This is a genomic window from Pseudofrankia asymbiotica (assembly GCF_001983105.1).
GTDB lineage: Bacteria > Actinomycetota > Actinomycetes > Frankiales > Frankiaceae > Pseudofrankia > Pseudofrankia asymbiotica.
This window is the reverse complement of the sequence record NZ_MOMC01000038.1, coordinates 37,693-63,681: the sequence shown is the minus strand read 5'-3', so window position 1 is coordinate 63,681 and position 25,989 is coordinate 37,693. Positions and strand designations below refer to the sequence as shown.

Annotated in this window: 22 protein-coding genes; 10 read left to right on the top strand and 12 right to left on the bottom strand. The window is 72.9% G+C overall.

Annotated features, from left to right (window positions below; genetic code table 11):
• Positions 1 to 48: 48 nt before the first annotated feature.
• The 4 genes from BL253_RS19315 to BL253_RS19300 all read left to right on the top strand — a co-directional run bounded on the left by BL253_RS19315 (position 49) and on the right by BL253_RS19300 (position 5,964).
• Positions 49 to 2,004: a M13 family metallopeptidase gene (locus tag BL253_RS19315; protein ID WP_076818582.1), complete on the top strand. Its 1,956-nt coding sequence runs from the start codon at positions 49 to 51 to the stop codon at positions 2,002 to 2,004.
• A gap of 389 nt (positions 2,005 to 2,393) precedes the next feature.
• Positions 2,394 to 3,194 (top strand): NYN domain-containing protein, encoded by an 801-nt coding sequence (locus tag BL253_RS19310; protein ID WP_076818511.1) that lies wholly within the window; start codon positions 2,394 to 2,396, stop codon positions 3,192 to 3,194.
• Positions 3,195 to 3,415: 221 nt separating this feature from the next.
• Positions 3,416 to 4,780: a tetratricopeptide repeat protein gene (locus BL253_RS19305; RefSeq protein ID WP_076818510.1), complete on the top strand. Its 1,365-nt coding sequence runs from the start codon at positions 3,416 to 3,418 to the stop codon at positions 4,778 to 4,780.
• Between the two features lie 338 nt (positions 4,781 to 5,118).
• Positions 5,119 to 5,964: an SAM-dependent methyltransferase gene (locus BL253_RS19300; RefSeq protein WP_076818509.1), complete on the top strand. Its 846-nt coding sequence runs from the start codon at positions 5,119 to 5,121 to the stop codon at positions 5,962 to 5,964.
• A gap of 166 nt (positions 5,965 to 6,130) precedes the next feature.
• Here the strand turns inward: BL253_RS19300 and BL253_RS19295 are convergent, their stop codons facing one another.
• Positions 6,131 to 7,483: an NsdA family TPR-like regulatory protein gene (locus BL253_RS19295; protein ID WP_420801687.1), complete on the bottom strand. Its 1,353-nt coding sequence runs from the start codon at positions 7,481 to 7,483 to the stop codon at positions 6,131 to 6,133.
• A gap of 560 nt (positions 7,484 to 8,043) precedes the next feature.
• A complete protein-coding gene (locus BL253_RS19290) occupies positions 8,044 to 8,286 on the bottom strand; it encodes a hypothetical protein (RefSeq protein WP_076818508.1) in 243 nt (80 codons plus the stop codon).
• Between the two features lie 933 nt (positions 8,287 to 9,219).
• Here BL253_RS19290 and BL253_RS44785 point away from each other — a divergent pair.
• Positions 9,220 to 9,351, top strand: a complete 132-nt coding sequence (locus BL253_RS44785) for a hypothetical protein (protein WP_274535223.1) — start codon at positions 9,220 to 9,222, stop codon at positions 9,349 to 9,351.
• A gap of 132 nt (positions 9,352 to 9,483) precedes the next feature.
• On the opposite strand, the gene BL253_RS19285 is transcribed toward BL253_RS44785, so the two are convergent.
• Both BL253_RS19285 and BL253_RS19280 read right to left on the bottom strand, forming a co-directional pair.
• Positions 9,484 to 9,894: a cupin domain-containing protein gene (locus tag BL253_RS19285; RefSeq protein WP_420801690.1), complete on the bottom strand. Its 411-nt coding sequence runs from the start codon at positions 9,892 to 9,894 to the stop codon at positions 9,484 to 9,486.
• A 214-nt stretch (positions 9,895 to 10,108) separates the two neighbouring features.
• On the bottom strand, positions 10,109 to 10,573 hold the full coding sequence (locus BL253_RS19280; protein ID WP_241834941.1) for a TIGR03618 family F420-dependent PPOX class oxidoreductase: 465 nt from the start codon (positions 10,571 to 10,573) through the stop codon (positions 10,109 to 10,111).
• A gap of 117 nt (positions 10,574 to 10,690) precedes the next feature.
• Here BL253_RS19280 and BL253_RS44780 point away from each other — a divergent pair, with 117 nt between their 5' ends.
• The gene (locus tag BL253_RS44780) at positions 10,691 to 10,816 is read left to right on the top strand and encodes a hypothetical protein (protein WP_274535222.1); all 126 of its coding nucleotides are present in this window, start codon (positions 10,691 to 10,693) and stop codon (positions 10,814 to 10,816) included.
• 132 nt (positions 10,817 to 10,948) lie between these two features.
• Here the strand turns inward: BL253_RS44780 and BL253_RS19270 are convergent, their stop codons facing one another.
• The gene (locus BL253_RS19270) at positions 10,949 to 12,259 is read right to left on the bottom strand and encodes a PspC domain-containing protein (protein WP_076818506.1); all 1,311 of its coding nucleotides are present in this window, start codon (positions 12,257 to 12,259) and stop codon (positions 10,949 to 10,951) included.
• A 125-nt stretch (positions 12,260 to 12,384) separates the two neighbouring features.
• On the opposite strand from BL253_RS19270, the gene BL253_RS19265 reads away from it, so the two are divergent.
• The 4 genes from BL253_RS19265 to BL253_RS19250 all read left to right on the top strand — a co-directional run bounded on the left by BL253_RS19265 (position 12,385) and on the right by BL253_RS19250 (position 19,778).
• Positions 12,385 to 13,560, top strand: coding sequence for an ATP-binding protein (locus BL253_RS19265; protein ID WP_076818505.1), 1,176 nt, complete (start codon positions 12,385 to 12,387; stop codon positions 13,558 to 13,560).
• On the top strand, positions 13,557 to 14,225 hold the full coding sequence (locus BL253_RS19260; RefSeq protein WP_076818504.1) for a LuxR C-terminal-related transcriptional regulator: 669 nt from the start codon (positions 13,557 to 13,559) through the stop codon (positions 14,223 to 14,225). The genes BL253_RS19265 and BL253_RS19260 overlap by 4 nt, the downstream gene beginning before the upstream one ends.
• A gap of 151 nt (positions 14,226 to 14,376) precedes the next feature.
• On the top strand, positions 14,377 to 14,847 hold the full coding sequence (locus tag BL253_RS19255) for an effector-associated constant component EACC1 (protein ID WP_076818503.1): 471 nt from the start codon (positions 14,377 to 14,379) through the stop codon (positions 14,845 to 14,847).
• Positions 14,848 to 14,861: 14 nt separating this feature from the next.
• Positions 14,862 to 19,778 carry a caspase, EACC1-associated type gene (locus BL253_RS19250; RefSeq protein WP_076818502.1) on the top strand — a complete coding sequence of 1,639 codons (4,917 nt, stop codon included), beginning with the start codon at positions 14,862 to 14,864 and terminating at the stop codon, positions 19,776 to 19,778.
• A 122-nt stretch (positions 19,779 to 19,900) separates the two neighbouring features.
• On the opposite strand, the gene BL253_RS19245 is transcribed toward BL253_RS19250, so the two are convergent.
• The 7 genes from BL253_RS19245 to BL253_RS19215 form a co-directional block, all read right to left on the bottom strand.
• Positions 19,901 to 20,218 (bottom strand): GlsB/YeaQ/YmgE family stress response membrane protein, encoded by a 318-nt coding sequence (locus tag BL253_RS19245; protein WP_076818501.1) that lies wholly within the window; start codon positions 20,216 to 20,218, stop codon positions 19,901 to 19,903.
• 263 nt (positions 20,219 to 20,481) lie between these two features.
• Positions 20,482 to 21,525 carry a zinc-binding metallopeptidase family protein gene (locus tag BL253_RS19240; protein ID WP_076818500.1) on the bottom strand — a complete coding sequence of 348 codons (1,044 nt, stop codon included), beginning with the start codon at positions 21,523 to 21,525 and terminating at the stop codon, positions 20,482 to 20,484.
• 237 nt (positions 21,526 to 21,762) lie between these two features.
• Positions 21,763 to 22,551 (bottom strand): glycosyltransferase family 2 protein, encoded by a 789-nt coding sequence (locus tag BL253_RS19235; RefSeq protein WP_198946321.1) that lies wholly within the window; start codon positions 22,549 to 22,551, stop codon positions 21,763 to 21,765.
• Entirely contained in the window at positions 22,548 to 23,147 is a 600-nt protein-coding gene (locus BL253_RS19230) for an SAM-dependent methyltransferase (protein WP_076818499.1), read from the bottom strand. The genes BL253_RS19235 and BL253_RS19230 overlap by 4 nt, the downstream gene beginning before the upstream one ends.
• Positions 23,144 to 23,887: a PIG-L deacetylase family protein gene (locus BL253_RS19225; RefSeq protein ID WP_198946320.1), complete on the bottom strand. Its 744-nt coding sequence runs from the start codon at positions 23,885 to 23,887 to the stop codon at positions 23,144 to 23,146. Before BL253_RS19225 ends, BL253_RS19230 begins: the two co-directional genes overlap by 4 nt.
• Positions 23,884 to 24,966, bottom strand: coding sequence for an acyl-CoA dehydrogenase family protein (locus BL253_RS44775; RefSeq protein ID WP_081438466.1), 1,083 nt, complete (start codon positions 24,964 to 24,966; stop codon positions 23,884 to 23,886). The genes BL253_RS19225 and BL253_RS44775 overlap by 4 nt, the downstream gene beginning before the upstream one ends.
• Positions 24,967 to 24,976: 10 nt before the next feature.
• The gene (locus tag BL253_RS19215) at positions 24,977 to 25,954 is read right to left on the bottom strand and encodes a TIGR03557 family F420-dependent LLM class oxidoreductase (RefSeq protein WP_076818497.1); all 978 of its coding nucleotides are present in this window, start codon (positions 25,952 to 25,954) and stop codon (positions 24,977 to 24,979) included.
• Positions 25,955 to 25,989: the final 35 nt, after the last annotated feature.

Genomic DNA, 25,989 nt, shown 5'->3' with positions numbered 1-25,989 from the left:
TTGGCCGACGACTTCCCTGAACGGCCGATGGACTGGAGACTTTCGTTCGTGAGCATCCTCGACGACGCCCGTGAGGGCATGGACCTCGACGTACGACCGCAGGACGACCTCTTCGGCCATGTGAACGGACGATGGCTCGCCGAGGCGGAGATCCCGGCCGACCGATCGAGCTGGGGCCCGTTCGTGCAGTTGGCCGACGCCGCCGAGCAGCAGGTCCGCGACATCATCACCGATCTTGCCGCGCGGGACCCGGCCGCCGAGGGCGAGGACGCGCGGAAGATAGCCGACCTCTACAACTCCTTCCTGGACGTCGAGACGATCCAGGAGCTCGGCCTGGGCCCGGTGCGGCCGCTGCTGGACGCCGCGGGCGGCCTGAACGACATCCGCGAGCTGGCCGCGTTCCTCGGTGGGCTCGAGCGGATCGGCGGTCGCGGGCTGTTCGGCTCCTACGTCGACACCGACGACCGCGACTCCGACCGCTACCTGTTCCACCTTGTCCAGGGGGGCCTCGGCCTGCCCGACGAGTCGTACTACCGCGACGAGAAGTTCGCCGGGATCCGGCAGAAGTACGTCGCCTACCTGACCCGCATGCTCGGGYTGGCCGAGCACCCCGATCCCGAGGGCGCCGCGGGGCGGATCCTCGCCCTGGACACCCTGCTCGCGAAGGGCCACTGGGAGCGGGCCGACACCCGCGACGTCCAGAAGACCTACAACCTGATGACGGCGGAGCAGCTGACGGCGCTCTGCCCGGCCTTCCCCTGGGACGTCTACGTCACCGGCCTGGGCGGCCAGCTGACCGGTCCGCACGCGACGCTGGCCGAGGTGTGCGTGCGGCAGCCGTCGTACCTCCAGCACCTGGCGACCGTCCTGACCGAGACGCCGATCGAGGTGTGGCGGGAGTGGGCACTGAGCCACGTGCTGCGCGCGGCCGCCCCCTACCTGCCGGACGCCTTCGTCGAGGCCGACTTCGACTTCTACAGCCGCACGCTCTCCGGCACCCCCGAGCAGCGGGCCCGGTGGAAGCGGGCGGTGTCGTTCGTCGAGGGCGCGATCGGTGAGGCCGTCGGCAGGGAGTACGTCGCCCGCCACTTCCCGCCGCACGCCAAGGCGCAGATGGACGACCTGGTCGCGAACCTGCTCGCGGCCTACCGCGAGTCGATCTCCCGGCTGGACTGGATGACCGAGGGGACCAAGCGGCGGGCGTACGAGAAGCTCGAGACGTTCCGACCGAAGATCGGCTATCCCGACCGGTTCCGGGACTACTCGCGGCTGATCGTCCGCCATGGCGACCTGATGGGCAACGCCCAGGCCGCCGCCGCGTTTGAGACCGACCGGGATCTGGCCAAGATCGGCTCTCCGGTCGACCGCGACGAGTGGTTCATGCTCCCGCAGACCGTCAACGCCTACTACAACCCCGGCACCAACGAGATCTGCTTTCCGGCCGGCATCCTGCAGAAGCCGTTCTTCAGCCCCGAGGCGCACCCGGCCGAGAACTACGGCGGTATCGGCGCGGTCATCGGCCACGAGGTCGGCCACGGCTTCGACGACCAGGGAGCGCAGTACGACAGCGCCGGCAACCTCAACGACTGGTGGTCCCCGGACGACAAGGCCGCCTTCGAGGTGAAGTCGAAGACGCTGGTGGAGCAGTACAACGGGTTCGAGCCGCGCAACCTGCCGGGCGAGAAGGTGAACGGCGCGCTCACCGTCGGCGAGAACATCGGCGATCTCGGCGGCCTGACCATCGCGCACCAGGCCTACGTCATCTCCCAGGGCGGCGAGGCGTCGCGTGACGACCGGCGGCGGCTGTTCATGAACTGGGCCTTCGTGTGGCGCAGCAAGCGCCGCCTCGAGCTCGAGCGGCAGTACCTGACCACCGACCCGCACAGCCCGCCGGAGCTGCGCGCCAACATCGTGCGCAACCTCGACGAGTTCCACGAGGTCTTCGACACCGCACCGGGCGACGGACTATGGCTGGACCCGTCCGACCGCGTCCGCATCTGGTAGCCGGGCAGCCACCGGCGGCATCGGGGCGCCGGGCTCGCGAGTCCGGCGCCCCGGCCATCACGCGCAGGCTGGGGCTCTGTCAGGAGCAGCCGGCGGTTGTTCGGCGCTGGCCGACGCGGGCCGGGCGAACCTCTCGGCGAGGAGGTGCCGGTTTCCCTCGCGCTTCGAGGTGTGCGGGATCCGGTCGACCAGGTGGATGCGCTTCGGCACCGCGAACGCGCTCAGCCTCGACGTTCAGTAGTCGCGCAGCTCCTGCTCGGTGGTGTGGCGGCCGGGCCTGAGCAGGACCGCCGAGAAGGACGCACCGCTGAGAAGACGGTCGCCCGTTCAGGGATGATCTGACCGGGCCACCCCGCGCCTGAAGCGGTATCGACGATTGAGGTGTGCGCATGGCCGGCGAGAACACGACCAGGCTCGCGGTGCTGATCGACGCGGACAACGCGTCGCCCGCGAGCATCGAGGGGCTGCTGGCCGAGGTCGCCAAGTACGGCACCGCGCATGTCAAACGTGCCTTCGGGGACTGGACCGGAACCAGTCTGCGGGGATGGAAGGACCAGCTGCTGGCCCAGTCGATCCAGCCCATCCAGCAGTTCGCCTACACCAGCGGCAAGAACGCCACCGACGCGGCGATGGTCATCGACGCGATGGACCTGCTGTACTCCGGCCGCTTCGACGGGTTCTGCATCGTCTCCAGCGACAGTGACTTCACCCGGCTCGCCCAGCGCGTGCGGGAGTCCGGCCTGACCGTGTACGGCTTCGGCGAGCRCAAGACCCCGAAGGCCTWCGTCRCCGCCTGTGACAAGTTCATCTACGTCGAGAACCTCACTACCGAAGCCGAGYCCATCGCCGCGGCCGGCACGGCACCCAGACTGGCCACCATCCGCACACCCACGCCGCAGCTCAACGGCGATGCCGACCTGATCGGCCTGCTGCGCAATTCGATCGACGCGGCCTCCGACGACGACGGCTGGGCGGCGCTGGGGTCGGTAGGCAACATCATCACCAAGCGAAAGCCGGACTTCGACTCCAGAAGCTACGGCTATACCAAGCTCAGCGACCTGCTGGCCGCTATCAGCCTCTTCGAAGTGAGCCGTCGCAGCCCGGGCGACGGAAAGCCCGGGATCATCTACGTACGCGACAAACGAAACGCTCAGGGCGACAGACCCAGAATCGGCGCTCTGGGTGGGTAGGACGGCAACGAATCGCCCCTGATCCCTTTCGTCGTATCTTCAGGCCTTTCCGGATCGAGAGGCGCATGGTGTCGTCCCATCCGACCTTGGTTCCGCGTCCCGATCGAGCGGCGGGCCTACCCCGACGGACTGRCTCCCACCCGCCGGACCGACCCGTTGCTGTCGCGAACGCGGCTCCGAGCGTTCACGCCCGCTCGCCTGGAACCGCGGATAATCACGTCATGAGCGAGACCTACACGGACCGCTGGGGCGTCCCGGTGCGGGCGGCCGACCGGGCCGCTGTCACGTTGCTGGACCAGGCGATCGAGGATCTCGTCTCGCTCGCCGGGGACCCGGTCGGCGGTGCCGAGGCCGCGATCGCCGCGGACGGCGAGCTGGCGCTCGCCCGGGTCTTCCGCGCCTACCTGTCCCTCTACGCGACGACCGCCGAGGGCGGCGCCGAAGCCGGCGAGCTCCTCAAGCCGCTGGAGGTCGCCGCCACCGGCCTCGCCGACGCACCCGCCGAGCCCGCGGCCCCGCGCGAGGCCCATCATCTGGCCGCCGCTCGGGCGTGGGCGGACGGCGACTGGCGGGCGGCCACCCGCGCACTGGAGCGTGCCCTGCTCGTCAACCCCCGTGACCTGCTGGCGCTGAAGGTGGCGCAGGATCTCTACTTCTTCCTCGGCAACCGCCACGCGCTGCGCGACGTGGTGGCGCKGGTGCTCCCCGCCTGGCCGGAGGGCGACCCGGCCTGGGGGTTCGTCCAGGGCATGTACGCGTTCGGCCTGGAGGAGAACGCGGACTACCGAGGAGCGGAGGAGGCGGCCCGCCGCGCGCTTGCCCGCGACCCGAAGGACGTGTGGGCCGTGCACGCGCTGGCCCACGTGTTCGAGATGGAAGGCAGCCTCGAGCCAGGAGCGTCGTTCCTGAACTCCTCGGCCCCCGACTGGCGGGACAGCTATTTCGCGGTGCACAACTGGTGGCACCTCGGGCTGTACCTGCTGGAGCTGGGACGGGCCGACGAGGCGCTCGCGCTGTACGACGAGCGGATCCGCGCGGTCAGGTCGCCCGAGTGGCTGAACGTCGTCGACGCGGCGGCCCTGCTGTGGCGGCTCGCGCTGTACGGAACGGACGTGGGCGCCCGCGCGGCCGCGCTCGCGGCGGACGTCTCCGACCTGATGGGCGCGCCCGCGTACATCTTCAACGACTGGCACGCGGTCATGACCTTCGGGCTGGCCGGCGATCGCGCCCGCGCGGACCAGGTCATCGCCGCCAACAGGAGCCTGACCGCCCCCACCAACAGAAGGGCGGCCGAACGGGCCGGGCTCGCGCTGCTCACCGCCTTCTCGACGTTCTCCGCCGACGAGCCGGCGGCAACGGTGGACCTGCTGATCGACATCCGCCCCGAGGCCAACGCGGTCGGCGGGAGCCACGCGCAGCGCGACATCATCGATCTGACCCTGATAGCCGCGGCGGCGAGGTCCGGGCAGGCCAACCTCACCCGCGCCCTGGTCACCGAACGGGTGGCGCGGAAGCCGCCGGCCGAGCCCTCGTCCCGCGCCCTGCTCCTCGCCAACGACGGCGACGAGGCCTGGCTCGCCTGGTAGCGGGCAAGGAGAGCCGACCAGCCGGCCAGGAAGACGCCGCGGCCGCGGCTGCTCCGGGGCCGCCGCGGTCCGCGGCAGCCGCGGTTCGCATGGCGCTCCGCGGCCCGCGCCGACGAACGCCGAGTGATCAGCGCCACAATACTGGCGCCCTCGCCATAACTGCTGGTCCCAGGGCCGGAGCCCGGAGGGGCCGCGACCCCGGACCGCCTGGGCCGCGGCTCCTCTGGCTAAGCTGCGGATGTTGCTGGTCCTTCCGTGGTCCGGGGCGCGGCCGACGCCCGCCCATGTGTACGGAGGCCGTATCCATACCTACGGGTGCGTATGTCGGGAGGTCTTCCGTGACCGAGAAGCCCACGCTCAGCTGGGACGGCGCGGTGGCCAGGGTCGACCCGGTCGAGCTGCGCACGGACGTTCCTCATTCGGCGCGCGTCTATGACTACTTCCTGGGCGGTAAGAACAACTACCCCGCCGACCGGGAGGCCGCCGAGCTCGTGCTGAAGTCAGGCCCCAACACGCGGATCTCCGCGCAGGCGAACCGGGCTTTCCTGCACCGCGTCGCCCGCCACCTCGCCGGGGCGGTCGGCGTCCGGCAGTTCCTCGACATCGGCACCGGCATCCCGACCTCCCCCAACCTGCACGAGATCGCGCAGGGGGTAGCCCCCGAGGCCCGGGTGGTCTACGCCGACCACGACCCGATCGTCCTGGCCCATGCCCGTGCCCTGCTCAAGGGGAGGCCCGAGGGCAGGACCGCGTACATCGACGCGGACCTGCGTGAACCCGAGAAGATCCTCGGCTCGCCGACGTTGCTGGAGACCCTCGACCTCGACGAGCCGATCGCGCTCTCGATCATCGCGATCCTGCACTTCATCCCGGACTCCGACGACCCGTTCGGCCTGATGCGCCGCTATCTCGATGCCCTTCCGTCGGGGAGCTTCCTGGCGATCACCCACGTCACCCCGGACTTCGCCCCGGAGGAGGCCAGGCAGGTCACGGAGATCTACCGGGCACGGGGAATCCCCCTGCGGGCGCGCACCCGCGCCGAGGTCAGCCGTTTCTTCGACGGGCTGGACATGGTCGAGCCGGGCGTCCAGGTCGTCCACCGCTGGCGACCGGACGCCGGCACCGACCTCACCGTCACCGACGCGCAGGTCAACCTCTACGGCGGCCTCGCGCGCAAGCGCTGACACCATGCGTCACCGGGTCTCGACTCCGCCGGATCCGTCGAGGGCCGCCGCCAGCAGGACGGCCAGGTCCAGGAGATCTCCTTCGCGCTCGCGTCTTTCTTTCGGCCGCCCCTCGGCGGCCGATCATCCATGCGTCCGGTCCCGACGCGGGCAGGGCCGGCCGGCCTCAGCCGGCGGTGATCTCGGCAAGGTGCCGCTCAAGGTCGCGGGCCTCGGGGACGGACGCGTGCCGGCGCAGGCGGCGGCGGACCTCGTCGGCGCGCCGGGCGTTGCGCCGCGACCGGATGACCGTGAGCAACGGGGCGGCCTGCGCGGCCAGCGCGCAGCCGGCGTCGACGTCACCCAGGTCGATCCGCACACCCGCGCGGCGCAGCAGGTAGGTCGCCCGGTCGCGGGCCTTCTCCGCCGGGTGGGCCGCCTGTGCCCGGCTGAGCCATCCGTCGGCCGACAGCAGATGGCCGAGGTCGACGTAGCAGCAGCCGACCTGGGCCTGGAACTCGGCCTCGTCGAAGTAGTACGCCCAGGCCGGCTCCCGCGCCGTCGTCCGCTCGAACGCGGCCTCCGCGACGGCGAGCTCGCGCATGCACGCGACCTGGTCGCCCAGCGCCGCGTGCGCCCGGGCCTTGCGCATGTGCAGCATCGCGCCGACCCGGCCGGTGACGTCGCCGGCCGTGCGCACGGCCGCCTCCGCCAGCCTGATCGCCTCGACGGGCCGGGCGGTGTCGACGCACTGCAGCGACATGTTCTTCAGCACGTTCGCGCCGAGCAGGCGGTCACCGCCGACATGCGCGGCGTGCAGCGCGGCCACCCAGTAGCGCTGAGCGCTCGTCAGGTAACCGGCGTCGAAGGAGACCCAGCCGGCGAACCTGGCGAGCTCGGCGGCCACGATGTGCAGCTCGCGGCCGATCCGTTCGGTGTAGCGGCCGCGGGCGAGCAGTTCCGTCACCACGCCGAGCTCCGCGTCGACGAGCCGCCGTACGCTCGCGCCGCCGAGCCGGTCGTCCATCACCCGCAGGCTGGGAACGTTGTGCGCGATCTGGTGCACGATCTGTTCGTCGACGAGGCCACCGTCCAGCGCGGCCGCCAGGTGCGCCGGTTCCAGCCCCAGCCAGTCGTCCGCGAGCGCGGCGACGCCGGCGCCGCTGATGGTTAGGAAGCCGCGGCGGTCGGTCACCGCGTCCTGGACGACGTCGCTCAGCGCGGACAGACTGCCGGACTGGGTCCAGGGGTAATCAACGCGGACGTTGTCGCCGGTGGGCAGCCAGGACGGCCACGGATGGGACTCCAACCGTTCGGTGGGCACTCCCAGCTCCGTGGCCAGCGCCACCTGGGACACCCGGTCGGGCACGACGCCGCGGTGCTCCCAGCGCCACACCTTCTGCCGTTCGGCGGCCATGTTCGCCTCGCCGAGGTCCCGGGCTCTCTTCGCGACGACCCGCGCGAGCTTCTGATAGGTCCAGCCCCGCTGGGCACGAACGAACGTCAGCGGATGCGCGCATATCTGGACATTCTCCGTCATTATCGGCGATCCTCTCGATTGCGGGCACGAGCGCCCGGGAGACGACTGAGCCAGGGCGCTGGCAGGCGCCCCGCGACGATGGTCCGACGCTGCGACGGGCGGCTCGTCGGCCGCCCAGATCGGATGTACTCGGCCAGGTGCACGGATATGGGGACCAGATCTTTCTGGCCAATCGCCGAGCTGTTCGGCGACCGTGGGACGGGCGACTCGATCCGCTGGCCACATCCGCTGGCCACGGAGCCGCGGTTTCTCGTTGCCGCCACGCGTCGAGCCGACCGGGTCTCACCAGAGGTGGCAGCAACTGGTGAGACCCGGCGCTGGCCGGCAACAACCATCCGCCAACGCGAAACGACCATCGGGCTTGTTTCACGCAGGCGTTGGGCCAGATATAAATAAGGACTGTCACTGAAACCCGGACGGATTTTCACACGGGACTACGGCATGATATGTCCACAATATTCGAGACGGGAAATCCGTCGGCTACGGGAGAGGGGGTAAAACCTTCCTCAACCGGAAATCCGCATCTCCGGCCAAGGCGTGGGATCGCCATGGAGCGGCCGTCAGGCGAGGTCGGGGGGAAGCAGTAGGGACGCCACGGCTCGGTGCGTCGAGGCGCATGGACCGCGCTGGGCACGGCCGTCATCCCAGCCGTGACCGCAGTCGGGACAGCGTCGGGGAATGACGGCCAGAACGCGGGCCGTCTTGGCGGTCTGCCGGAGCCGGCGCGCGGTGGTCGCCGAGCCGGCGGCCGCCGCGGCCGCGAGGGCCAGGGCGGCCAGAGCGAGGATGACAGCAGCCAGCATGCATACCTCCAAGACAGGGAAGGCGGGGGACGATGTCCCCCCGCCTTCACCCGGACCCGTCGTGCGCGCCGAGAGCTTCGGCGGGCCTGATCACCACCCCGTTGTAGTGATCTGTCTGCGGACAGTACGCCCGTGCAGACGCCTTTGCATATGCCAGGACACACTTGGCCCACGATCAGCCCATTGGACTCCGGAACACTGGCTACAGTTGGCCGACCAGTGGATTTCAAACTGATACACAACGATGCAGGTGAGCCGTCCGCCGGCCGGTCCGATCCGGCGCTTCGGACATCCCCACTATTCGATCTGTGCCCGGCGTCACACACCTCTTGATGCGCGATCAACCGTCGTGCCCACATCGGCTTCCGCCAGAAAACCGGGCGCATCCACGACGCGGCCTGTGTCGGACGTCACAGCCGGCCGACGCCGTGATCAATATCTGCTAACGGGGTCGCGAGCGGCCATTTCCACGTGTGCGCGGCTTCGCTGGTCGGGCTTCAGCCCGCGATCTTGACTCCGGCCGCGCACGCCCGGCGTGTAACGTGCCAATTCTTCCGATGGCCCGGACCGGGCTTTCGCTACCGGTTGGCCCAGACACTTTCACACCTCGGCCGAGCGCGGTCGTGTGTTTCCGCCGCCCCTGTCGATGTCGAATTCGTCGCGTCGCGTCGCGTCGCGTCGCGTCGCGCTCCGTCGCGCTGCGCTGCCCCGCCGCCCGATGACACGCCACCCGATGACACGCCACGGGGCAGGCCCATCGAGACCTCCTGAGCGGCTCGGTAAGGACATCGACCCGCATCCGCGACACCGCACGGCGGGGACGGCGAGACAAGAAGTGTTATGAGCGGCAGGACGGGCATGTCGCCGTCAGGGCCGGCAACAGGACAACGAGGCCCTAACGAACGAGGCACGACGAAGCCAGAGGAGGAAGCTATGAGGTTGCTACCGAGGCTCCGCCATGAGGCCAAGCGTGACGTGAACACGGCTGACCGGTCGGCGGCACGGGGTCTGCGGCGGCTGCGCCGGCGGTCGCGGACCCGCTCGACGACGAGCGCCCGCTACTGACAGACCAGGGCGCCGGCCCGCGTTCGCTGCCCGTCCGCCCCGCGACACCGCGGGGCGGACGGGCAGCGGCCTTTCCGCGGTGGCGGCCAGTCGGAGCAGCTGGCCGAGACGGCCAGTCGGAGGACGCCGCGCTCAGTAGGTGCGCCAGGAACGGCCCTGGTCGGAGGTCCTGGCCGGGCCTCGCCAGCGCAGGTCGGGCAGGTTGACCACGATCGCTTCCTGGGTGGTGCGGGCGATGACGACGATCGCCTCCGCGTCGGGGTCGGGGTTCTCCTCCCGGTGGGGCACCCAGGGCGGTACGTAGATGTAGTCACCGGGTGAGGTCTCCAGCCGGATCTCCTCGTCGTCCCGAAGGAAGACGAACGCCGGATGGCCGCTGACGACGTAGATCCCGGTCTCGGACTCGCCGTGGTGATGGTTGGCCGAGAGGGTGGACGGCGCGACGTGGGTCTGGCCCATCCACAGCCGCTCCGTGCCGACGGTCGCGCCGGACAGCGCCTCCACCCGGCGCATCCCCGTGGTCTGCGCGGTGTGCGCGGACAGGCCCGCCGGGCGGACCCGATGAAGCCGGCGGTGGAAGGCGTCGAGCTCGTGCTGGGGCGACTCCCCCGGCTCGGACGGCGCCCCGTCGGCCGCGGCCGACGTGTCGGGCGAGCCCGCTGTTGGGTCAGGCACAGTGCGCCTCCTGAGACGGTGGTGCGCGGCCCAGGGCCGCCGGCGGAGTTGGCGAGCCAGTGGCGGTCCCGTGGTGGAGCGCTCAGGGAATGTCGAGGGCCGTGCCGTAGAGCCGGCGTACGCCGAGCCTGATGACCAGCCGGCGGTCGGCCGCCATGTTGCGCAGGAAGGCGCGTTCGTCGGCCGGGTCGTCGAACGGGGGCGCCATCGCGAGCAGCTCCCGCCCGACGGCGTCCCCGGGTGTGGCGCTCACCTCCGACAGCTCGGCCTCTCCCTCGGCGACCACGAACGACAGGAAGTCGGCGGTGCTCACGTACAGCGCCGCCCTCGGGTCGCGACGCAGGTGACGGACCTTCAACCGGTCGATGGTGGTGCTGATCCTGATCGTGCGCGCCGCCTCGTCCCACCCGTACGCGACGGTCGACAGGTGCGGCCGCCCATCCTGCCTGGTCGTGGCCAGCGCACCCATCTGATGCGCGGCGAGCAGCGCCGCCAGCCGGTCCTGCTCCAGAACCGTCGGCCCCGGCCCGCGCCCGGGCTCATACACCGCTTGCTCGGTCTCCTTCATGCCCATCGCGCGCCTCCACGTCCGGCCGGCGGCACCTCATATCCGCCGGCGCATCGGGCTGTCACCGTCCAGACCAACCTTTTGATCTCGCCGGTGATGCCCCGAACGGCCTGGCACCACCCGTCGTACTACGGCGCCTTCGTCCGCGACCCGGACGGCAACAACGTGGAGGCCGTCTGCCGCACCCCCGAGCCGGACGCCCCGCCGTCCCAGCCTGCCTGACCCGCCACCGCGTCGACCCGCGTAGGCGGCGTTGCCGGCCAGGTACTCGTCCGTCGCGGACATCGAGCTCCAGTGGTCAGCGCAGGACCGGCACTCCTGGGCCGTGGCCCGCCACGCGGAGCGCCGGCACGGTCAGCGGTGGTCGATGGTGATGTTGCCGTCGGCGACGTCGACGTGGATCGTCACCGCCGGGCCCGTGGCGCCGTCCGGCGGCAGGATCGTCTGGCTGGTCCCGGCCCCGCGCCGCCGCTCGCCCCAGCCGCGGTCGCCCTCGCGCTCGTCGAAGGAGTCGGTGCCGTCGACCGTGACGTCGCCCAGATGCACGTCGGCCCTGACGGTCGCGTTCATCGCCTCAGGCAGGAGCAGCCGGACCTGTCCCGCGCCCAGGGTGACCTGGATGTCCTGGGCCGCCCTTGGCGTGACGTGGCGCAGGTCGAGCACGCTCTGACCGAAGGCGAGCCGGTAGTCGCCCCGCAGGTCGGCGGCGGTGACCGGCGTCCAGACCCGCTGCCCTATCCCGTCGTGCAGGCTCGCCCTGGTGCCGCCGAACGCGACCGTTCCGAGTGTCGCGACCACCAGCAGCGGGAGCAATGACCATGGGGTACGACGCAGTACCGCGCCGAGCAGCAACGTGACCAGGGCGATCCCGCCGAGGACCCAGAAGTAGACCGGCAGCCAGATTCCGACGAGCGCGTCGGTCACGCCGAGAACGGTCAGCGTCGCCACCAGTGTCGTGAGCGCCGCCACCCGCAGCGGCCAGGATCGCCGGCGTCGTGCGCGCGCCGCCTGCCGGGCCTCGCCCAGCCAGGCCCGCGTCTCGGCGGCCCAGGCGGGCGACGCGGCCGCCGGGCCCTTGTCCAGGCGCACGGTCGTCGTCCCGCCCGGCGCGCCTGCCGCGCCTGCCTCGCCTGCCTCGCCTGCCTCGCCTGAAGCTGACGGCCCGGACGGCGCGGTCGAGGTGGGGCCGCGCCAGCCGCCGTCCCTGGTCCCGAGCAGCAGCAGCGGCACGAGGATCAGCGCGAGCAGGGGCCACGGCGGGTGCGGCGACCACCAGCTGAAGGCGACGCCCCACAGCAGGAGGCCGCCGGCCACGGCCACCAGCCACGGCGGGATGTGGTGCCGKCGCAGCCCTTCGACCCAGCCGTCGATGAGCGCGTGCTCGGTGCCCTCGGCCGGGATGACCGCCCACGCGACCGCGTAGGCGAGCACGCCGGCGCCGCCGAAGAACGCGGACACGGCGAACAGGACTCGGAACAGCACCGGGTCGACGCCGACGTACTCGCCGAGCCCGCCGGCGATGCCGGCCCCGACGCGATCGGTGGCGCTGCGACGCAGCCGGCGCCGCGGCGCCGCGGGTCCCGTGGACGCCGCGGGTCCCGTGGACGCCGCGGGTCCCGTCGGTGCTGTGAACGGTGCCGCGGGGGGTTCTGGATCTGTGCTCATAGTGGCTATACGTTGCGGGCGACGGGGCGTCCGCGCATCAGGTGAACCCCTGATTTCGACCCTGAGCCCGCGTCTGGGGGCGACTCCTGATACCCGGCGGCGGCCCGAGCCGGAATCATGGCCGTGTGACCCGCAGCCTGCCCGCCACCCGCGTTCTCCACCGGCGTCCGGATATCGGCTGGGCCGGCGGCGTGGTCGCGGGGATCGCGCTGCACACGGGCCTGCGGCGCCGAGCGGTCGCGCTGGCCTTCCTCGTCCTGGCGGTCAGTGGCGGCCTTGGCATCGCGCTCTACGCGACCTACTGGATCGTGCTGCCCACACCCGAGGGCGCCCGGCGTTCGCGGCTGCCGCGTCCCGTCGAGTTCGCGCTGCTCGCCGTCGTCGTGCTCGCGGCCACCGGGCTGCTCGCCACCAGGGTCGCCGGCGGTTCGTTGTTCGTGCCGACCCTGCTGGCCTGCCTCGGCGGCGCGACGATCTGGCGCCAGGCGGCCAGCCCGGACCGCGAGCGCTGGCTGCGGGCCTCGCGCAGCACGTTCGGGGCGCCTCCCGCGGATCGGATGGGACGGCTGCGCCTGGCCGTCGGAGCCGCGCTGGTCGTCGCCGGCGGCGTCCTCGTGCTGCACCGGGCGAACGTGAACACCCTGCGGGACGGGCTGTGGGCGATGGGCGTGACCACCGTCGGCCTGGCGCTGCTCGGGGGCCCCTGGTGGATCCAGCTGACGTCCCAGCTCGGCGCGGAGCGGGCCGAGCGGATCCGCGGCCAGGAGCGCGCCGACATCGCGGCACATCTGCACGACTCGGTCCTGCAGACCCTCGCCCTCATCCAGCGCAACGCGGACTCGCCACGTGAGGTGACCCGCCTCGCGCGCGGGCAGGAGCGCGAGCTGCGCGGCCTGCTCTACGGCACACGCGCCGCGGGCGGCCAGCTCGGCGCGGAGCTGCGCACGGCCGCCGCCGAGGTCGAGGACGCGTACGCCGTCAAGGTGGACGTCGTCGTGGTCGGTGACCTCGCCCTGGACGACGCGCTCGCGGCCGCCTGCGCCGCGGCCCGCGAGGCGATGGTCAACGCGGCGCGGCATTCCGGGACCACGGACATCTCGCTCTACGCCGAGGTCGAGGCCGACGCGGTCAGCGTCTTCGTCAGGGACCGCGGGATCGGCTTCGAGCCGGACGCGGTCGCCGAGGACCGCCAGGGGGTGCGCGGCTCGATCATCAGCCGCGTCGAGCGCAACGGCGGGACGGTCTCGATCCGAAGCAGCCCTGGCGGCGGCACGGAAGTAGCGATAAGGATGCGGCGATGACGACGGTCTACCTGGTCGACGACCACGCCATGTTCCGGGCGGGCGTCCGCGCCGAGCTCGGCGGGCGGGTCGAGGTCGTCGGTGAGGCGGCGACGCCCGCCGACGCCGTCGCCGGCATCGTGGCGAGCAGGCCGCAGGTCGTGCTGCTCGACGTGCACATGCCGGACGGAGGCGGTCTCGCCGTCCTGCGGCAGGTGGGCGAACGCCTGCCGGCCACGCGCTTCCTGGCCCTGTCCGTCTCGGACGCGGCCGAGGACGTCATCGCGCTGATCCGCGCGGGCGCCCGTGGCTACGTCACCAAGACGATCTCGGCTGACGATCTCGCCGATGCCGTCGAGCGGGTGGCGGGCGGGGACGTCGTGTTCAGCCCGCTGCTGGCGGGCTTCGTCCTGGACGCCTTCCGGGACGCCCCGGCCGCGCCGTCCACAGCCGGCGACACCGCCGCGCCCACGTCCGCCACCGACGCCGACTTCGACCAGCTCACGCCGCGCGAGCGCGAGGTGCTGCGGCTGCTGGCCCGCGGGTACGCCTACAAGGAGATCGCGGCGGAGCTGTTCATCTCGGTCAAGACCGTCGAGACGCACGCGTCCAACGTGCTGCGCAAGCTGCGGCTGTCCAGCCGCCATCAGCTCACCCGCTGGGCGGCCGACCGCCGGATCACCTGAACCACCGGATCACCTGGTCCGGCCGACCGCGATCGGAACAGATCGGGGTCCTACGTCCCGATCCCGCGCTTCCGCGCCACAGAGCGGGTATGTCTCTTCACTGCGAGTATCAGATCTCTCACCGTAGGTGGCGTACCGGGATGGGAGCACCATGGACGTCGAGATCGTGGCTGACGCCGCGTCGTCGGGCGAGGAGCTGCGCAGCCTCCGGACGTGGCTGCTCAACGAGCCCGAGTTCCAGGGAAGGGTCGCGCTGCGCGAGGAGTCTCCTCGTCCAGGGGAGATGGGCGTGGACACGGCCTCGATGGTGGTCGGCCTGGCCAGCGGCGGCGGCATGGCGCTCGCGACGGCCTCGGTACGCACGCTCGGCAGCGTGGTGATCAGCTGGCTGAAGGTCCGGCGCAGTCCCGTCGACCTGACCTTCCGCCGGTCGGACGGCGCGCAGGTCACCATCAGCGCCAGCGAGGCCAAGGCGCTTCCCGTCGGCCATGTCACCGACGTCCTGGACGATCTCGCCACCCAGCTCGGTCCCGTCGCCGCCACGACCGGCGGGCCCGCGGAGACCGGCCGGCGCGGCGCGGGCCGACGGGACAACGATCGACCACTGACCGCCGACGGCTGAGCCCGAGGTGTTCGATGGGAGACCTCGCGGGCGCGGGCACCCGGGTCATGCTCGTCGCGACGGCCAGCCATGAGGCCGGCTCGGTCCTGCCCGACCTGCCCTCGGTCCGGACGACCCAGGAGGACCTGGCCGACGCGCTGGTGGAGCGCTGCGGCGTCACGCCGGGGCAGATCACCCGGGTCACGGACTCCGAGAACCCGATCGTCCTCGCCAGCGCGCTCAAGGCCAGCGCCAGCCAGGCCGGGGACGTGTTCCTGCTCTGGTACGCCGGGCATGGCCAGCTGGACGGTCAGAACAACCTGTATCTCGCGACCCGGGCGACGGTCGACGTCAGCCGCGGGCTCGCGGCGTACCAGGCACTGCCGTTCAGCCAGATCCACGAGCTGCTGCGGGAGCACTGCCCGGCGCGCACGATCGTCCTCATCGTCGACGCCTGCTACGCCGGCCGGATCGCCGATCGTGGCCTGAGCTCGCTCGACACCGGGTTCGAGGGCGGTGGCGGGCGGCGGTTCGTGCTCGCCTCCGCCTCCCGGGAGGAGCACGCGATCGCCCCGCCGGGGGCCCGCCACACCGCGTTCACGGGAGCGCTCCTGGCGCTGCTTCGCGACGGCGACGTGCACGGCGGCCCCGACCTGACACTCGACCTCATCGCGCGGACCCTGGCCCGCACGCTTCCCGAGCAGGGCTACCCGGTGCCGCGCTGGTGGAGCGCGCACGACGCCGGCGTCCTGAACCTCGCCGCCAACCCGGCGTACCGGCAGCCGACGATCGCCATCGGGCCGAACGCCGCGACCGATCGACGCGACGCGGCGCGGCGCGCGGCCACCGCCGCGACCGACGATCGTGACCTCGTCTGTCCCTACCCCGGGCTGACCGCCTTCGGCTCGGCGGACGCCCATCTGTTCCGTGGCCGCGGCGATCTCGTCGGCAGGCTGGTCAAGCTGGTGGCGCTGCGTTCCGGGTGCGGACCGCTGCTCGTCGTCGGCTCCTCCGGCTCGGGGAAGTCGTCGCTCGTCCGGGCGGGCCTGCTCCCGGCGCTCGCGCACGGCGACGTGGGCGATGGCGCGTCCGCCCGGTGGCCCCAGATCACGATGACGCCCGGCGCGGACCCCTTCGGGGCCCTCGCGGCTCGTCTCGCCGGCCCGGTCGGGGCCGACCCGGCGGACCTGCGCGAGCGCTGGCGCGCCGATCCGACCGAGCTCGCGAACACGTTGCGCGCCGTCGTCGCGTCCCGGTTCGCCGACGGCCATCCGCCCGGGGCGCCGTCCTCGGACGCACCGTCCACAGGCGCACCGTCCGAGGGCTCTCTGTCCCTCGGCGGCCCGTCCGACGCCGGGCTCGGTGTCTCGCCGTCCGGCCCCCGGCCATTTGGGCAGTGCGGGCCGGAGCCCGGCGACATGCCCGCCGAGCAGGGACGCGTCGTGCTGGTCGTCGACCAGTTCGAGGAGATCTTCACCAGCTGCGAACGAGCGGAGGACCGCGAGGCCTTCGTGGAGGCGCTCGCGTACGCGTCGACCGCCGACGGCGAGCTCCCCCCGGCGACGGTCATCGCGGTGCCGCGGGCCGACTTCCTTCCCGCCTGCACGGCCCATCCAGCCCTCGCCGACGCGATCCAGCGAGGCCCGCTCGTCGTGGGGCCGATGAGCCGGGACGAGCTGCGCCGGGCGATCGAGGATCCCGCCCGCGAGACGGGCTTCGCGTTGGAACCGGGCCTGGTCGAGGTCCTGCTCGCCGACCTCGGCGCGATCGGCGGCGGCGCCCAGGAGGCCGGAGCCCTCCCGATGCTGGCCCACGCGCTGCTGGAGACCTGGCTGCGCCGCGACGGCCCGTGGCTGACGATCGACGGCTACCGGGCGACCGGCGGCATCGACGGCGCGATCAGCCGCCGGGCCGAGACCGTGTACGGCGATCTGGACGAGACCGGCCAGCGGGAAGCCAGGGCGATGTTCGTGCGGCTCGCGCACGCGGAGGACTACACCCGTCGGCGGGTCGGGAAGGCGGTGCTGCTGGCCGGGGCGGAGGACCCGGCAGCCGCCTCGGCCGCCCTCGACCGCGCGGTCGACGCACGCCTGATCACCTTGAGCCACGAAGCGATCGGGCACCCGGGGGCGCCGTCCTGGATGGGCGCCGTGGTCGGCGAGCCGCGCTCCGACCGCCACGCGGACGAGCTCGCCGACGCCGGTCCCGGAGGCGTCGGCGAGACCGTCGAGATCGCCCACGAGGCGCTGCTGCGTGCCTGGCCGCGGCTGCGCGACTGGATCGACGCCGACCGCGACCTGAGTCTCATCAGCGAGGAGATCGAGGCCGACGCGCGCCGTTGGGAGGAGGTGCGGCGGCCCGAGGCCGCCGGCGGCCGCGCGGTTGCCCGTCCCTGGGCCCCCAGGTCCTGGCGGCGCCCGCGGCCGGGATGGCGCCCGCGGCCGGGATGGCGCCCGCGCCGGCACGCCTGGACAAGCCGTGACCTGCTCTACCGCGGCGGCCGCCTCGCGGCCGCCCGCACGCGCCTGGCGGGCCGCCCGCTCCCGGATCCCATCGCCGCGGCGTTCCTGCGGGCGTCCGTCGCCCAGCACCACCGGGCCGCCCGCCTGCGCCGAGGCGTCGTCGCCGCGCTGGCCGTGCTCCTCGTCGTCGCCGTGACGATGGTCGGTTTTGGGCTGGACCAGCGGCGGGAGGCCAACCGGCACCGGCTGGAGGCGATCGCCCGCGACCTGCTGAGCCAGGCCGACGCCCGGCGGGCGACCGACCCGCGAGGCGCGCTCCGGCGCGCCATCGCCGCCCACCAGATCAGCGAGGGCGAGGCCGAGGCCGCGTCCGCCAACCTCGCGAGCACCCTCGCCTCCACTCCCTACACGGCGACTCTCGCCGGCGCGCAGGGCCCCGTCCGCGGCGTGGCCTACGCGCCGGACGGGCGGACGCTGGCCACCGCCAGCTATGACGGGGGCACGATTCTCTGGGACGTGGCGGACCCGGCGTCGTCTCGCCGGCTCGCCCGGCTGGCCGCCGGCCACGACTCCCCTGTGAGCTCGGTGGCCTTCACCCCGGACGGCCGGACCCTCGCCACGGCCAGCTACGACGGCACCGTCAGCCTGTGGGACGTCACCCGCCCCGCGGCCGCGCGGCGGGTCAGCCAGCCCATGGACAGCGTCGCCGCGCGCGCCGGCCACGTCGGCATCGCCTACGCGTTGGCCATGTCACGGGACGGCCGCTCCCTCGCCGTCGGCGCCGGCGACGGCCAGGTGCTCCTGTGGGACATCGCCAGCCCCGCGGCCCCGCGGCGGCTCGGAGCCGGCCGCGGCGACGCCAACCAGCGGTCGGTGCACACCGTCGCGTTCTCCCCCGACGGCCGCACCCTCGCCAGCGGCGGCGAGGACCGGGCCGTGACCCTCTGGGACCTCACCGACCGGGCGGCCCCACGCCAGCTCGGCGCACCGCTGACCAGCCACACGGACATCGTGCAGACGGTGGCGTTCTCACCCGACGGCCACACCCTCGCCAGCGGCGGCGAGGACCGCACGGTGATCCTCTGGGACCTCACCGACCGGGCGGCCCCACGCCAGCTCGGCGTACCGCTGACCAGCCACAAGGACGTCGTCTACRCTCTCGCGTTCTCGCCCGACGGCCACACCCTCGCCAGCGGCGGCGACGACCGGACGGTGATCCTCTGGGACCTCGCGGACCCGGCGGCGCCGCGGTCACTCGCCCGGCCCCTGGCGGGCCACCTCGACGCGGTGCGCGCGCTGGCCTTCTCCCCCGACGGCCGGACGCTCGCGAGCGGCGGCGACGACGCCACGGCGGTCCTCTGGGCCGTCAGGGACAGCGAGGAGCCGCGTCGCGTCGGCGCCCCGCTGGCCGCTCAGCACGGCCAGGTACGCGCGCTCGAGTACGCGCCCAACGGGCGGATGCTGGCCGTCGGCGGCGACGACGGAAGCGTGGCCGTCTGGGTCATCGGCCCGCACGCGCCGCCCCGGCTGCTCGGCACGCCGGGCGCCGCGGCGCCGGGCTCCGGCGGGCGGCGGGCTGTCCAGCAGGACAAGCTGCGCGCGGTGGCGTTCTCGCCGGACAGCCGGACGCTCGCCACCGCCTCCTACAACGGTCACGTCGTCCTGTGGGATGTGGCCGGCGGCGGCGAGCCCCGCCGGCTCGGCGGCCCCCTCGACGGCCACAGGGGCATCGTCTACGCGGTGAAGTTCTCACCGGACGGGCGGACGCTGGCGAGCGGGAGCTCTGACAAGAAGGTCGTCATCTGGGACCTCACCGACCGCGCGGCGCCGCGCCAGCTCGGCCGGCCACTCGACACGCGCCATCAGGGCTCGATCCTGGCCCTGGCGTTCTCGCCTCGGGGCCACCTCCTCGCGACCGCGAGCTACGACGGCACCATCAGGCTCTGGGACATGTCGGACCGCGCCAGGCCACGCGGCGTGGGCCAGCCGCTGAAGGGCCATCAGGGCTCGGTGCACGCCCTCGCCTTCTCACCCGACGGCCGGACGCTCGCCACGGCCAGCGCGGACGGGACGGCGGTCCTGTGGGACGTCAGCCGGCAGGCGTCACCGAGCCGTCTGGGCCAGCTCATCGGGCACGAGTACCCGCTGCTCGCCGTCACCTTCTCCCCGGACGGGCGCAACCTCGCCACCAGCGGGGATGACGGGACGGTCATCCTGTGGGATGTGGCCAGGCTGTCGTCCGCGCAGCGGCTCGGCGGGGCGCTGACCAGTCACACGGGCCCGGTGCGCTCGGTGGCGTTCTCCCCCGATGGCCGGACGCTGGTGACTGGCGGCGGTGACGGGACCGCCAGCCTGTGGGACGTCAGCGGCCTGAACACGCTGCGCGGCAGCGTCCTGGAGCGCGCCTGCCGGACCGTCGGGTCTGGCCTGACCCGTGAGGACTGGGCGGCCTACGTGCGGGACGTCCCCTACCAGCCCACCTGCACATAGTGGCGGGGAACGCCAAAGGCGCCGCGGTTGGGAAGGCCATCACATGGCCTTCCCAACCGCGGCGCCCGTCGGTCGGATATCGCGCCCCGGATCCCTCACACGGATCGCCGGAGACACCGCCCTTACCGCAGGGCGCGGCGACGGCTGGTGTGGCTGCGACGACGGCTGGTGTGGCTACGGCGACGGCTGGTGGGCCGGTAGATCAGCAGAAGGATGATCGCGCCGACAATGGAGCCGATGACGCCGGACGGCTGCAGAGCGCCCTCGCTGAGGTCCTTGTCGAAAAGAACGTAACCCAGGAATCCGCCGATGAACGAGCCGACGACACCCAGGAGAATCGTCATCGGAACCGACATCGGGTCAGGTCCGGGCACGAGAAGACGCGCGACCGCACCGGCGATGAGACCGAGYACGATCCAGGAGACGATGGTGACGAGCACGGGATCCTCCAGGTGGAAACCATCTTCGGCGATCTTCCGTCGTGTTATTGGGAGCTTTACCCCACCTGTCACGCGGCTCAAACAAAGCATTTTGYGCATACCACCATCAGCACCTCGGCATGTGCCCCACGAGGCCCCCATGCCCACATTGACGTCAGACCGCTATCAACGTGTCACCTTATGCAGTCGCATCGATCCTGATAGAGACCACGACTACGTCACGTGTTCGACGCCGCCATCCCGCCCGCCGGYGATCCTGGGCGTCAGGACCGCGCGGCCTGGCCCGCGGCGGCGCGATCGGCGTCGCCCTGTCCGGTGACGAGGCTGTGGACGAGGCGCATCTTGTCCAGCGCGGGAGGCGGGAGGACGAACGGATAGAGGTCCGGATGCCCCATCGACCTGTTGATCATATTGAGCGACCAGGCCAGCGGCAGCCACAGCTCGATGATGCGCCGGAATCCCACGTCGCCGACGAGCGGGGTCGCCAGGGTGGCGCCGGCCGGCGCGAAGCCGAAGGCGGCGGCGGTGTCGAGGGTGTCGCGGACGTGGAGGTAGTGCGCGAAGGTCTCGGCCCAGTCCTCGGCCGGGTGCATGGTGGCGTAGGCGGAGACGTAGGTATCCTGCCAGCCGCCGGGCGGCCCCTTTTGATAATGCCGATCGAGGGCGGCCTGGTAGTCGGCGTCGGGGTCACCGAACAGCGTTGTGAACCGCTCTCTGTCGTCGTCGCTGTCGATGAGGACCGTGAAGTAATAATGACCGATCTCGTGCCGGAAGTGGCCAAGCAGGGTGCGGTAGGGCTCGGCCATCGACACACGCAACTGCTCACGGTGCACATCGTCGCCCTCGGCCAGGTCCAGGGTGATCACCCCATTGGCATGGCCCGTGACGACATGCTCATGGCTGCTGGAAAGCAGGTCGAAACACAGCCCGGTCTCGGGGTTGACGTCCCGTCCGCGAAGCGGCAGGCCCAGTTCGGTCAGTTCGAACACCAGCCGCCGCTTGGCCGCCTCGGCCTCGGCGAAGGCCGGCAGTGCGTCCAGATCGGCATCCGCGGGCCGGGTGCGGGTGAGCGCACACGACCTGCACAGCCCGGAGGGGTGCTCAGGCGGTGAGAGCCAGTTACACGCGGCAACGTCGACGTTCGCGCACCTGGACACGCCACCGCCCTCGGCGCGGGCCTCTTCGGCGGTCACGATGGCGAACGAACGCGCGTCGAGATCGAAGCCGATGCTGCTGTGGCAGCTCAGGCAGCGCGAGTTCTCGAACGTCAGCTGCTGCCCGCATTTCGGGCAGGCGAAGTCACGCATCGCCGATGTCCCCCGGCGACGAACGACGTCCAGCGGTCTGTGCCACGGCCTCGGGCCGCGGTGTCGCGCCATAGATCACCTGGTCAGTGTGTCCCATGATGCGGCGTGTCAACCCAACAACCCTTCACGCACGCGACCACGATGGCGCGGTCGCTCGCCCGCCCCGCGCTCCCGTCCCATCGTGACGGGACCAAGGCCCTGGCCCCGGGCGTGCGCTGTCCATGCGGGGAGACCCGGTCAGGTGGTGGCGGGCTCGTCGGTGAGGGCACGCAGGTAGTCGGCGAAGCCGCCGCGGACACGGGAGACGAGCCGGGCACTGGTGGTGACGCGGACGGCGGTGGTGCGCACCACCCGCAGGTCACCGACGGCGGTCAGCCGCCGGGCCAGTTCGTGATCCTCCCCGACGGCAAGGGCGGGCATTCCCCCGACCCGCAGGTAGGCGTCGGCCCGCACGCCCATCGTCGCCCCATGGACGTGAGGATGCGGTCCGGGCTGGTCGGGCGCGGTACCGGCGTAACCGGCGGCGAACCGGTCCGGCGTCATCGGAGGGCAGCCGCTCCAGTCCTCGACGTCGACGACCCCGAAGGTGGCGTCGGCGCCGCGGCGGGCCAGGCGGACCTGGGCGGCCAGCCAGTCCGGCGCCACCCGGCTGTCGGCGTCCGTGGTCGCGAGCCAGCACCCGGACGCGCCGCCGTTCGGGGCGCCGGCGAGCAGGGCCGCGAACCCAGCGGCCCGGGCCCGGCCGACGTTGCGTTCCGACACGGCCAGCGTGCGCACTCCGCGGGCCTGGCACCGGGCCGCGGTGGCGTCCGCGCAGGAGTCGGTCACGACGAGGACGTCGACCGGCACGCCGGCCAGGCCGGGGTGGGCGACGGCCACGGCCAGCGCGTCCAGGCAGCCGTCGATCAGGTCCTGCTCGTCGTGGGCGGGAACGACCACACTGACCCGTTCGACACCGGTTCGCTCGACACCGACCCGCTCGACGTCCGCCCGTTCGACACCGGTTCGCTCGGCGTGCGGGGTCACCGCAGGCCCGTCCTCGTCGCCACCGAGCGCGGGTCGGTGCACCAGACGTCGGCCACGAGGTCGTCGTCCCGGTGGTGGGCGAGGTGGGTCAGCCCGGCCGTCCGCGTGGCGGTGGCGAGCAGGTCATGGACGTCGTCGCCGCCCAGCGGGTAGTCGCCGACGTCGGGCCGCCAGTGGACGGCGAGCAGCGTGCCGGCGGTCCCGGCGGCGCGGTGGGCGAGGTCGGCCGCGGCGGGGCGGTCGAGGTAGTACCCCACCTCCGACAGGACGACCAGGTCGTGCCCGCCGGGTGGCCAGTCGGCGGGCAGCGCCGCGACCTGGACGTCGACGTGCGGCAGGTCCCGGGTCCGGTGGCGGGCAGCCTCGACGGCGGCCGGGGCGATGTCGGTGGCCAGGAGCCGGTCGCAGCGCCCGGCCAGCTCCGCGGTCAGCAGGCCGATGGAGCAGCCGGGCTCGTAGGCCGTCCCGTAGCGGGCGTCGGGCAGCAACGCCATCGTCAGTGCGCGTTTGCGCCGCTCGTACCAGCGGTCGCGGAAGCCCCAGGGGTCGTCCGACGCGGCGTAGAGCCGGTCGAAGTAGGAGCCGGGAACGGTCATCGGGGCCCTCTCAGCAGCACTTCGTCGGCGCGCAGCAACCGGGCCAGCGTGGCCGGCGGCAGGATCGGCGTGTCGCCCTCGAGCTGGGACGCGTAGGCCCGGGCCGCCGCGCGTTTGGCCGCTGTCGCCGCCGCGCCCAGTGGGACCCGTTCCGCGCGCTCCCACGGCAGCTCGGCCGGGGTGGCCCAGTGCCAGGCCCAGATCAGGTAGAACCACAGCCGGTCGGGCTGGACCAGGGCGGCCGCCGCCGCGCCGCAGGCGTCGTGGTCGGGGTGCCCGTCGTGCTGCCAGGGCGTGAGGACGAGGTCGTCGGCGCTGAGCAGCGGTCGGAGCCGGGCCGCCACCGCCGTGGCGCCCACGTCGCCGTCCGGGAGACCCAGCCGGTGCACCTCGGCGTCGGCGACGCCGAGTCGGCGCAGCGCCTCGGCGCGTTCGGCCAGCCGGATCCGTCGCAGCTCGTCGGCCCGGCCGGGATGGCTCGCCTCGCCGTCGGTCACCGCGACGACGACCACGGGCGCCGCGAGCGCGGCGAGCAGGACCATCGTTCCGCCGACGCCGAAGGTCTCGTCGTCCGGGTGCGGGGCGACGACCACGACCCGGCCCGGCGGCGCGGGTCGTAACGACGCCGGGTCGACGGTGGGGAGTCGGCCGGGCAGCTCGGCGGCGGCCCACGTGGCCTCGGGGGTGCCCGGCCCGTTCAGGTCACGGGTGACGCCGGTGTACGGCATGCCGGCGGTCACAGCGACCAGTCACCGTGAGTCGCGGCCACGTCGGCGCCGAGCGCGGCCAGGTCGCGTTCGGCGTGGTCCTGGCGGATGTAGACCTCCAGGTCCGCGACCCGGCGGGCGTGCTCGGCGTCGCCAGCCAGAGGAGCCGGGCCCAGCGCGCGGCCGACCCGGACGATCACGTCACTCGCCGCCTGCGCCACCGTCCCGCGGACCCGGCGGGCGAGCCGTGCATGGTCGGTGGCAGCGGCCGTGGTGGCGGCCGGCCGGTCGGTGGACCGGTCTGGCACGGACCGGTCGGTGTCGGACCAGTCCGTGCCAGACCGGTCGGCGTCGAGCTGGTCGGCGGCGGCCCGCAGCACGTCGGCGCAGGCGCCGAGCGCGACGTCGACCGCGCCGAGATGGGCGGCGGCGTGCGGGTCGTCCCGGCCGGCCGCGACGGCCGAACGCAACGGCCCGGCCACGGCGACCGCGCCGCCGTACCAGCAGGCGGCGACCCCGATCCCGCCGGCCCAGAAGCCTGGTCGGCTCAGGTAGTCGCCACTCTCCCCGACGGCGCGGGCGGGCGCGCCCGTGAACGCGACCGCGCGGGTGTCGGCGCCCTTCATCCCGGCCGCCGCCCACGCGTCCGGCCCGGCCGACACGCCGGGCGCCTCGAGAGCGACGGCGAACAGCCGCCGGTCCCCGTCGGTCGATCGGGCCGTGACCAGCGCGTGGGTGAGCAGCGTCGCGCCGGAGCACCACTGCTTCGTCCCGTCCAACAGCCACCCGCCGTCCTGGGCTGGCCGCGCGGCCAGCGGCCGGCCCGGTCCCTCCGCGGCCCACACCCCCCACCGCGAACCCACCCGGACCGGGCCGCCGCCGAGCTCGGCCAGGATGGCCACCGCGTCCGCGTGCGCCTCGACCAGTCGGGCCAGGACCAGGTCGCGCTCGGCCAGCTCGGCCAGCGCCGACCAGCGGACTCGGGTACGCCCGGCTCGGGGCAGCGGCCACAGGCTCGCCTCGGCACACGCGGCGGCGAGCTCAGAGGCGCGCTCAGACGGCGCGGATGCGGGCGCGGACACAGCTACGGGTACGGGCGGGGACGCGACCATGGCCGGTGTCTCAGGCCGCTTGGGCGGATGGGGTGAGGGCGCGCAGCGGCGCCGAGAGGGTGCCGGCGAAGAAGTCGAGGAAGCCGTCGGGGTCGGGGCCGGCGTTCATGAGGACCAGGTGGTCGAAGCCGGCGTCGACGAACGGCTGGGCGACCTCCAGGTGGCGGTCCGGGTCGGGGCCGCAGGCGAACCGGGCGGCGACGTCGTCCTCGGTGACCGTCGTGGTGGCGGCGGCGAAGTTGACCGGGTTGGGCAGCTCGCTCATGACCTTCCAGCCGGTGAGAGCCCAGCGGGTGGTGGACAGGACGGCCTTGGCGGCCTCGTGCCCGTCGGGGGCGTAGGCCACGGGTATCTCGGCGTAGCGGGGACCGTCACCGCCGGCCCGCCGGAACTCGCCGACGATCTCCGGCTCGGGTTCGGTGGCGAACAGCCCGTCGCCGCAGGCGGCCGCCAGCCGGGCCGACGGGCCGCCGCTGGCCGCGATCGCGATCGGCGGCGGGGAGTCGGGCAGGTCGAAGACCCGGGCGTCCTCGAGCTGGAGGTAGCGGCCGTCGTAGGAGCGGTAGCCGCCCTCCCACAGCAGCCGGATGATCTCGACGGCCTCGCGCAGCATCGCGTGGCGGACGGACACCGCCGGGAACCCGCGGCCGACGACGTGCTCGTTGAGCCGCTCCCCGGAGCCGAGGCCGAGGGTGAACCGGCCGTCGGACAGCAGCGCGACCGTGGCCGCGGCCTGCGCGATCACCGCCGGGTGGTAGCGGATCGTCGGGCAGGTGACGCCGGTCGCGAGCCCCACCCGGTCGGTGCGCTCGGCCATCGCCCCCAGCAGCGTCCATGTGAAGGCCGAATGACCCTGGTTGTCCAGCCAGGGGTGGAAGTGGTCGGACAGCTCGACGAAGTCGAACCCGGCCCGCTCGGCGGCGGCCGCCTGCCGGATGATCTCGGCTGGGCCGAAAGCCTCGGTCGCCAGCTTGTAGCCGATCTTCATGGCGGTCCTCCCTCGCCTGCAGGGGCTGCGTGGTT

What these genes read in the sequence shown, in the direction of transcription:
- BL253_RS19295 (WP_420801687.1), bottom strand. Translation starts at nt 7,483, where the DNA reads ATGACGGAGAATGTCCAGATATGCGCGCATCCGCTGACGTTCGTTCGT.
- BL253_RS19290 (WP_076818508.1), bottom strand. Translation starts at nt 8,286, where the DNA reads ATGCTGGCTGCTGTCATCCTCGCTCTGGCCGCCCTGGCCCTCGCGGCC.
- BL253_RS44785 (WP_274535223.1), top strand. Translation starts at nt 9,220, where the DNA reads ATGAGGTTGCTACCGAGGCTCCGCCATGAGGCCAAGCGTGACGTGAAC.
- BL253_RS44780 (WP_274535222.1), top strand. Translation starts at nt 10,691, where the DNA reads ATGCCCCGAACGGCCTGGCACCACCCGTCGTACTACGGCGCCTTCGTC.
- BL253_RS19260 (WP_076818504.1), top strand. Translation starts at nt 13,557, where the DNA reads ATGACGACGGTCTACCTGGTCGACGACCACGCCATGTTCCGGGCGGGC.
- BL253_RS19255 (WP_076818503.1), top strand. Translation starts at nt 14,377, where the DNA reads ATGGACGTCGAGATCGTGGCTGACGCCGCGTCGTCGGGCGAGGAGCTG.
- BL253_RS19240 (WP_076818500.1), bottom strand. Translation starts at nt 21,525, where the DNA reads ATGCGTGACTTCGCCTGCCCGAAATGCGGGCAGCAGCTGACGTTCGAG.
- BL253_RS19230 (WP_076818499.1), bottom strand. Translation starts at nt 23,147, where the DNA reads ATGACCGTTCCCGGCTCCTACTTCGACCGGCTCTACGCCGCGTCGGAC.
- BL253_RS44775 (WP_081438466.1), bottom strand. Translation starts at nt 24,966, where the DNA reads ATGGTCGCGTCCCCGCCCGTACCCGTAGCTGTGTCCGCGCCCGCATCC.
- BL253_RS19215 (WP_076818497.1), bottom strand. Translation starts at nt 25,954, where the DNA reads ATGAAGATCGGCTACAAGCTGGCGACCGAGGCTTTCGGCCCAGCCGAG.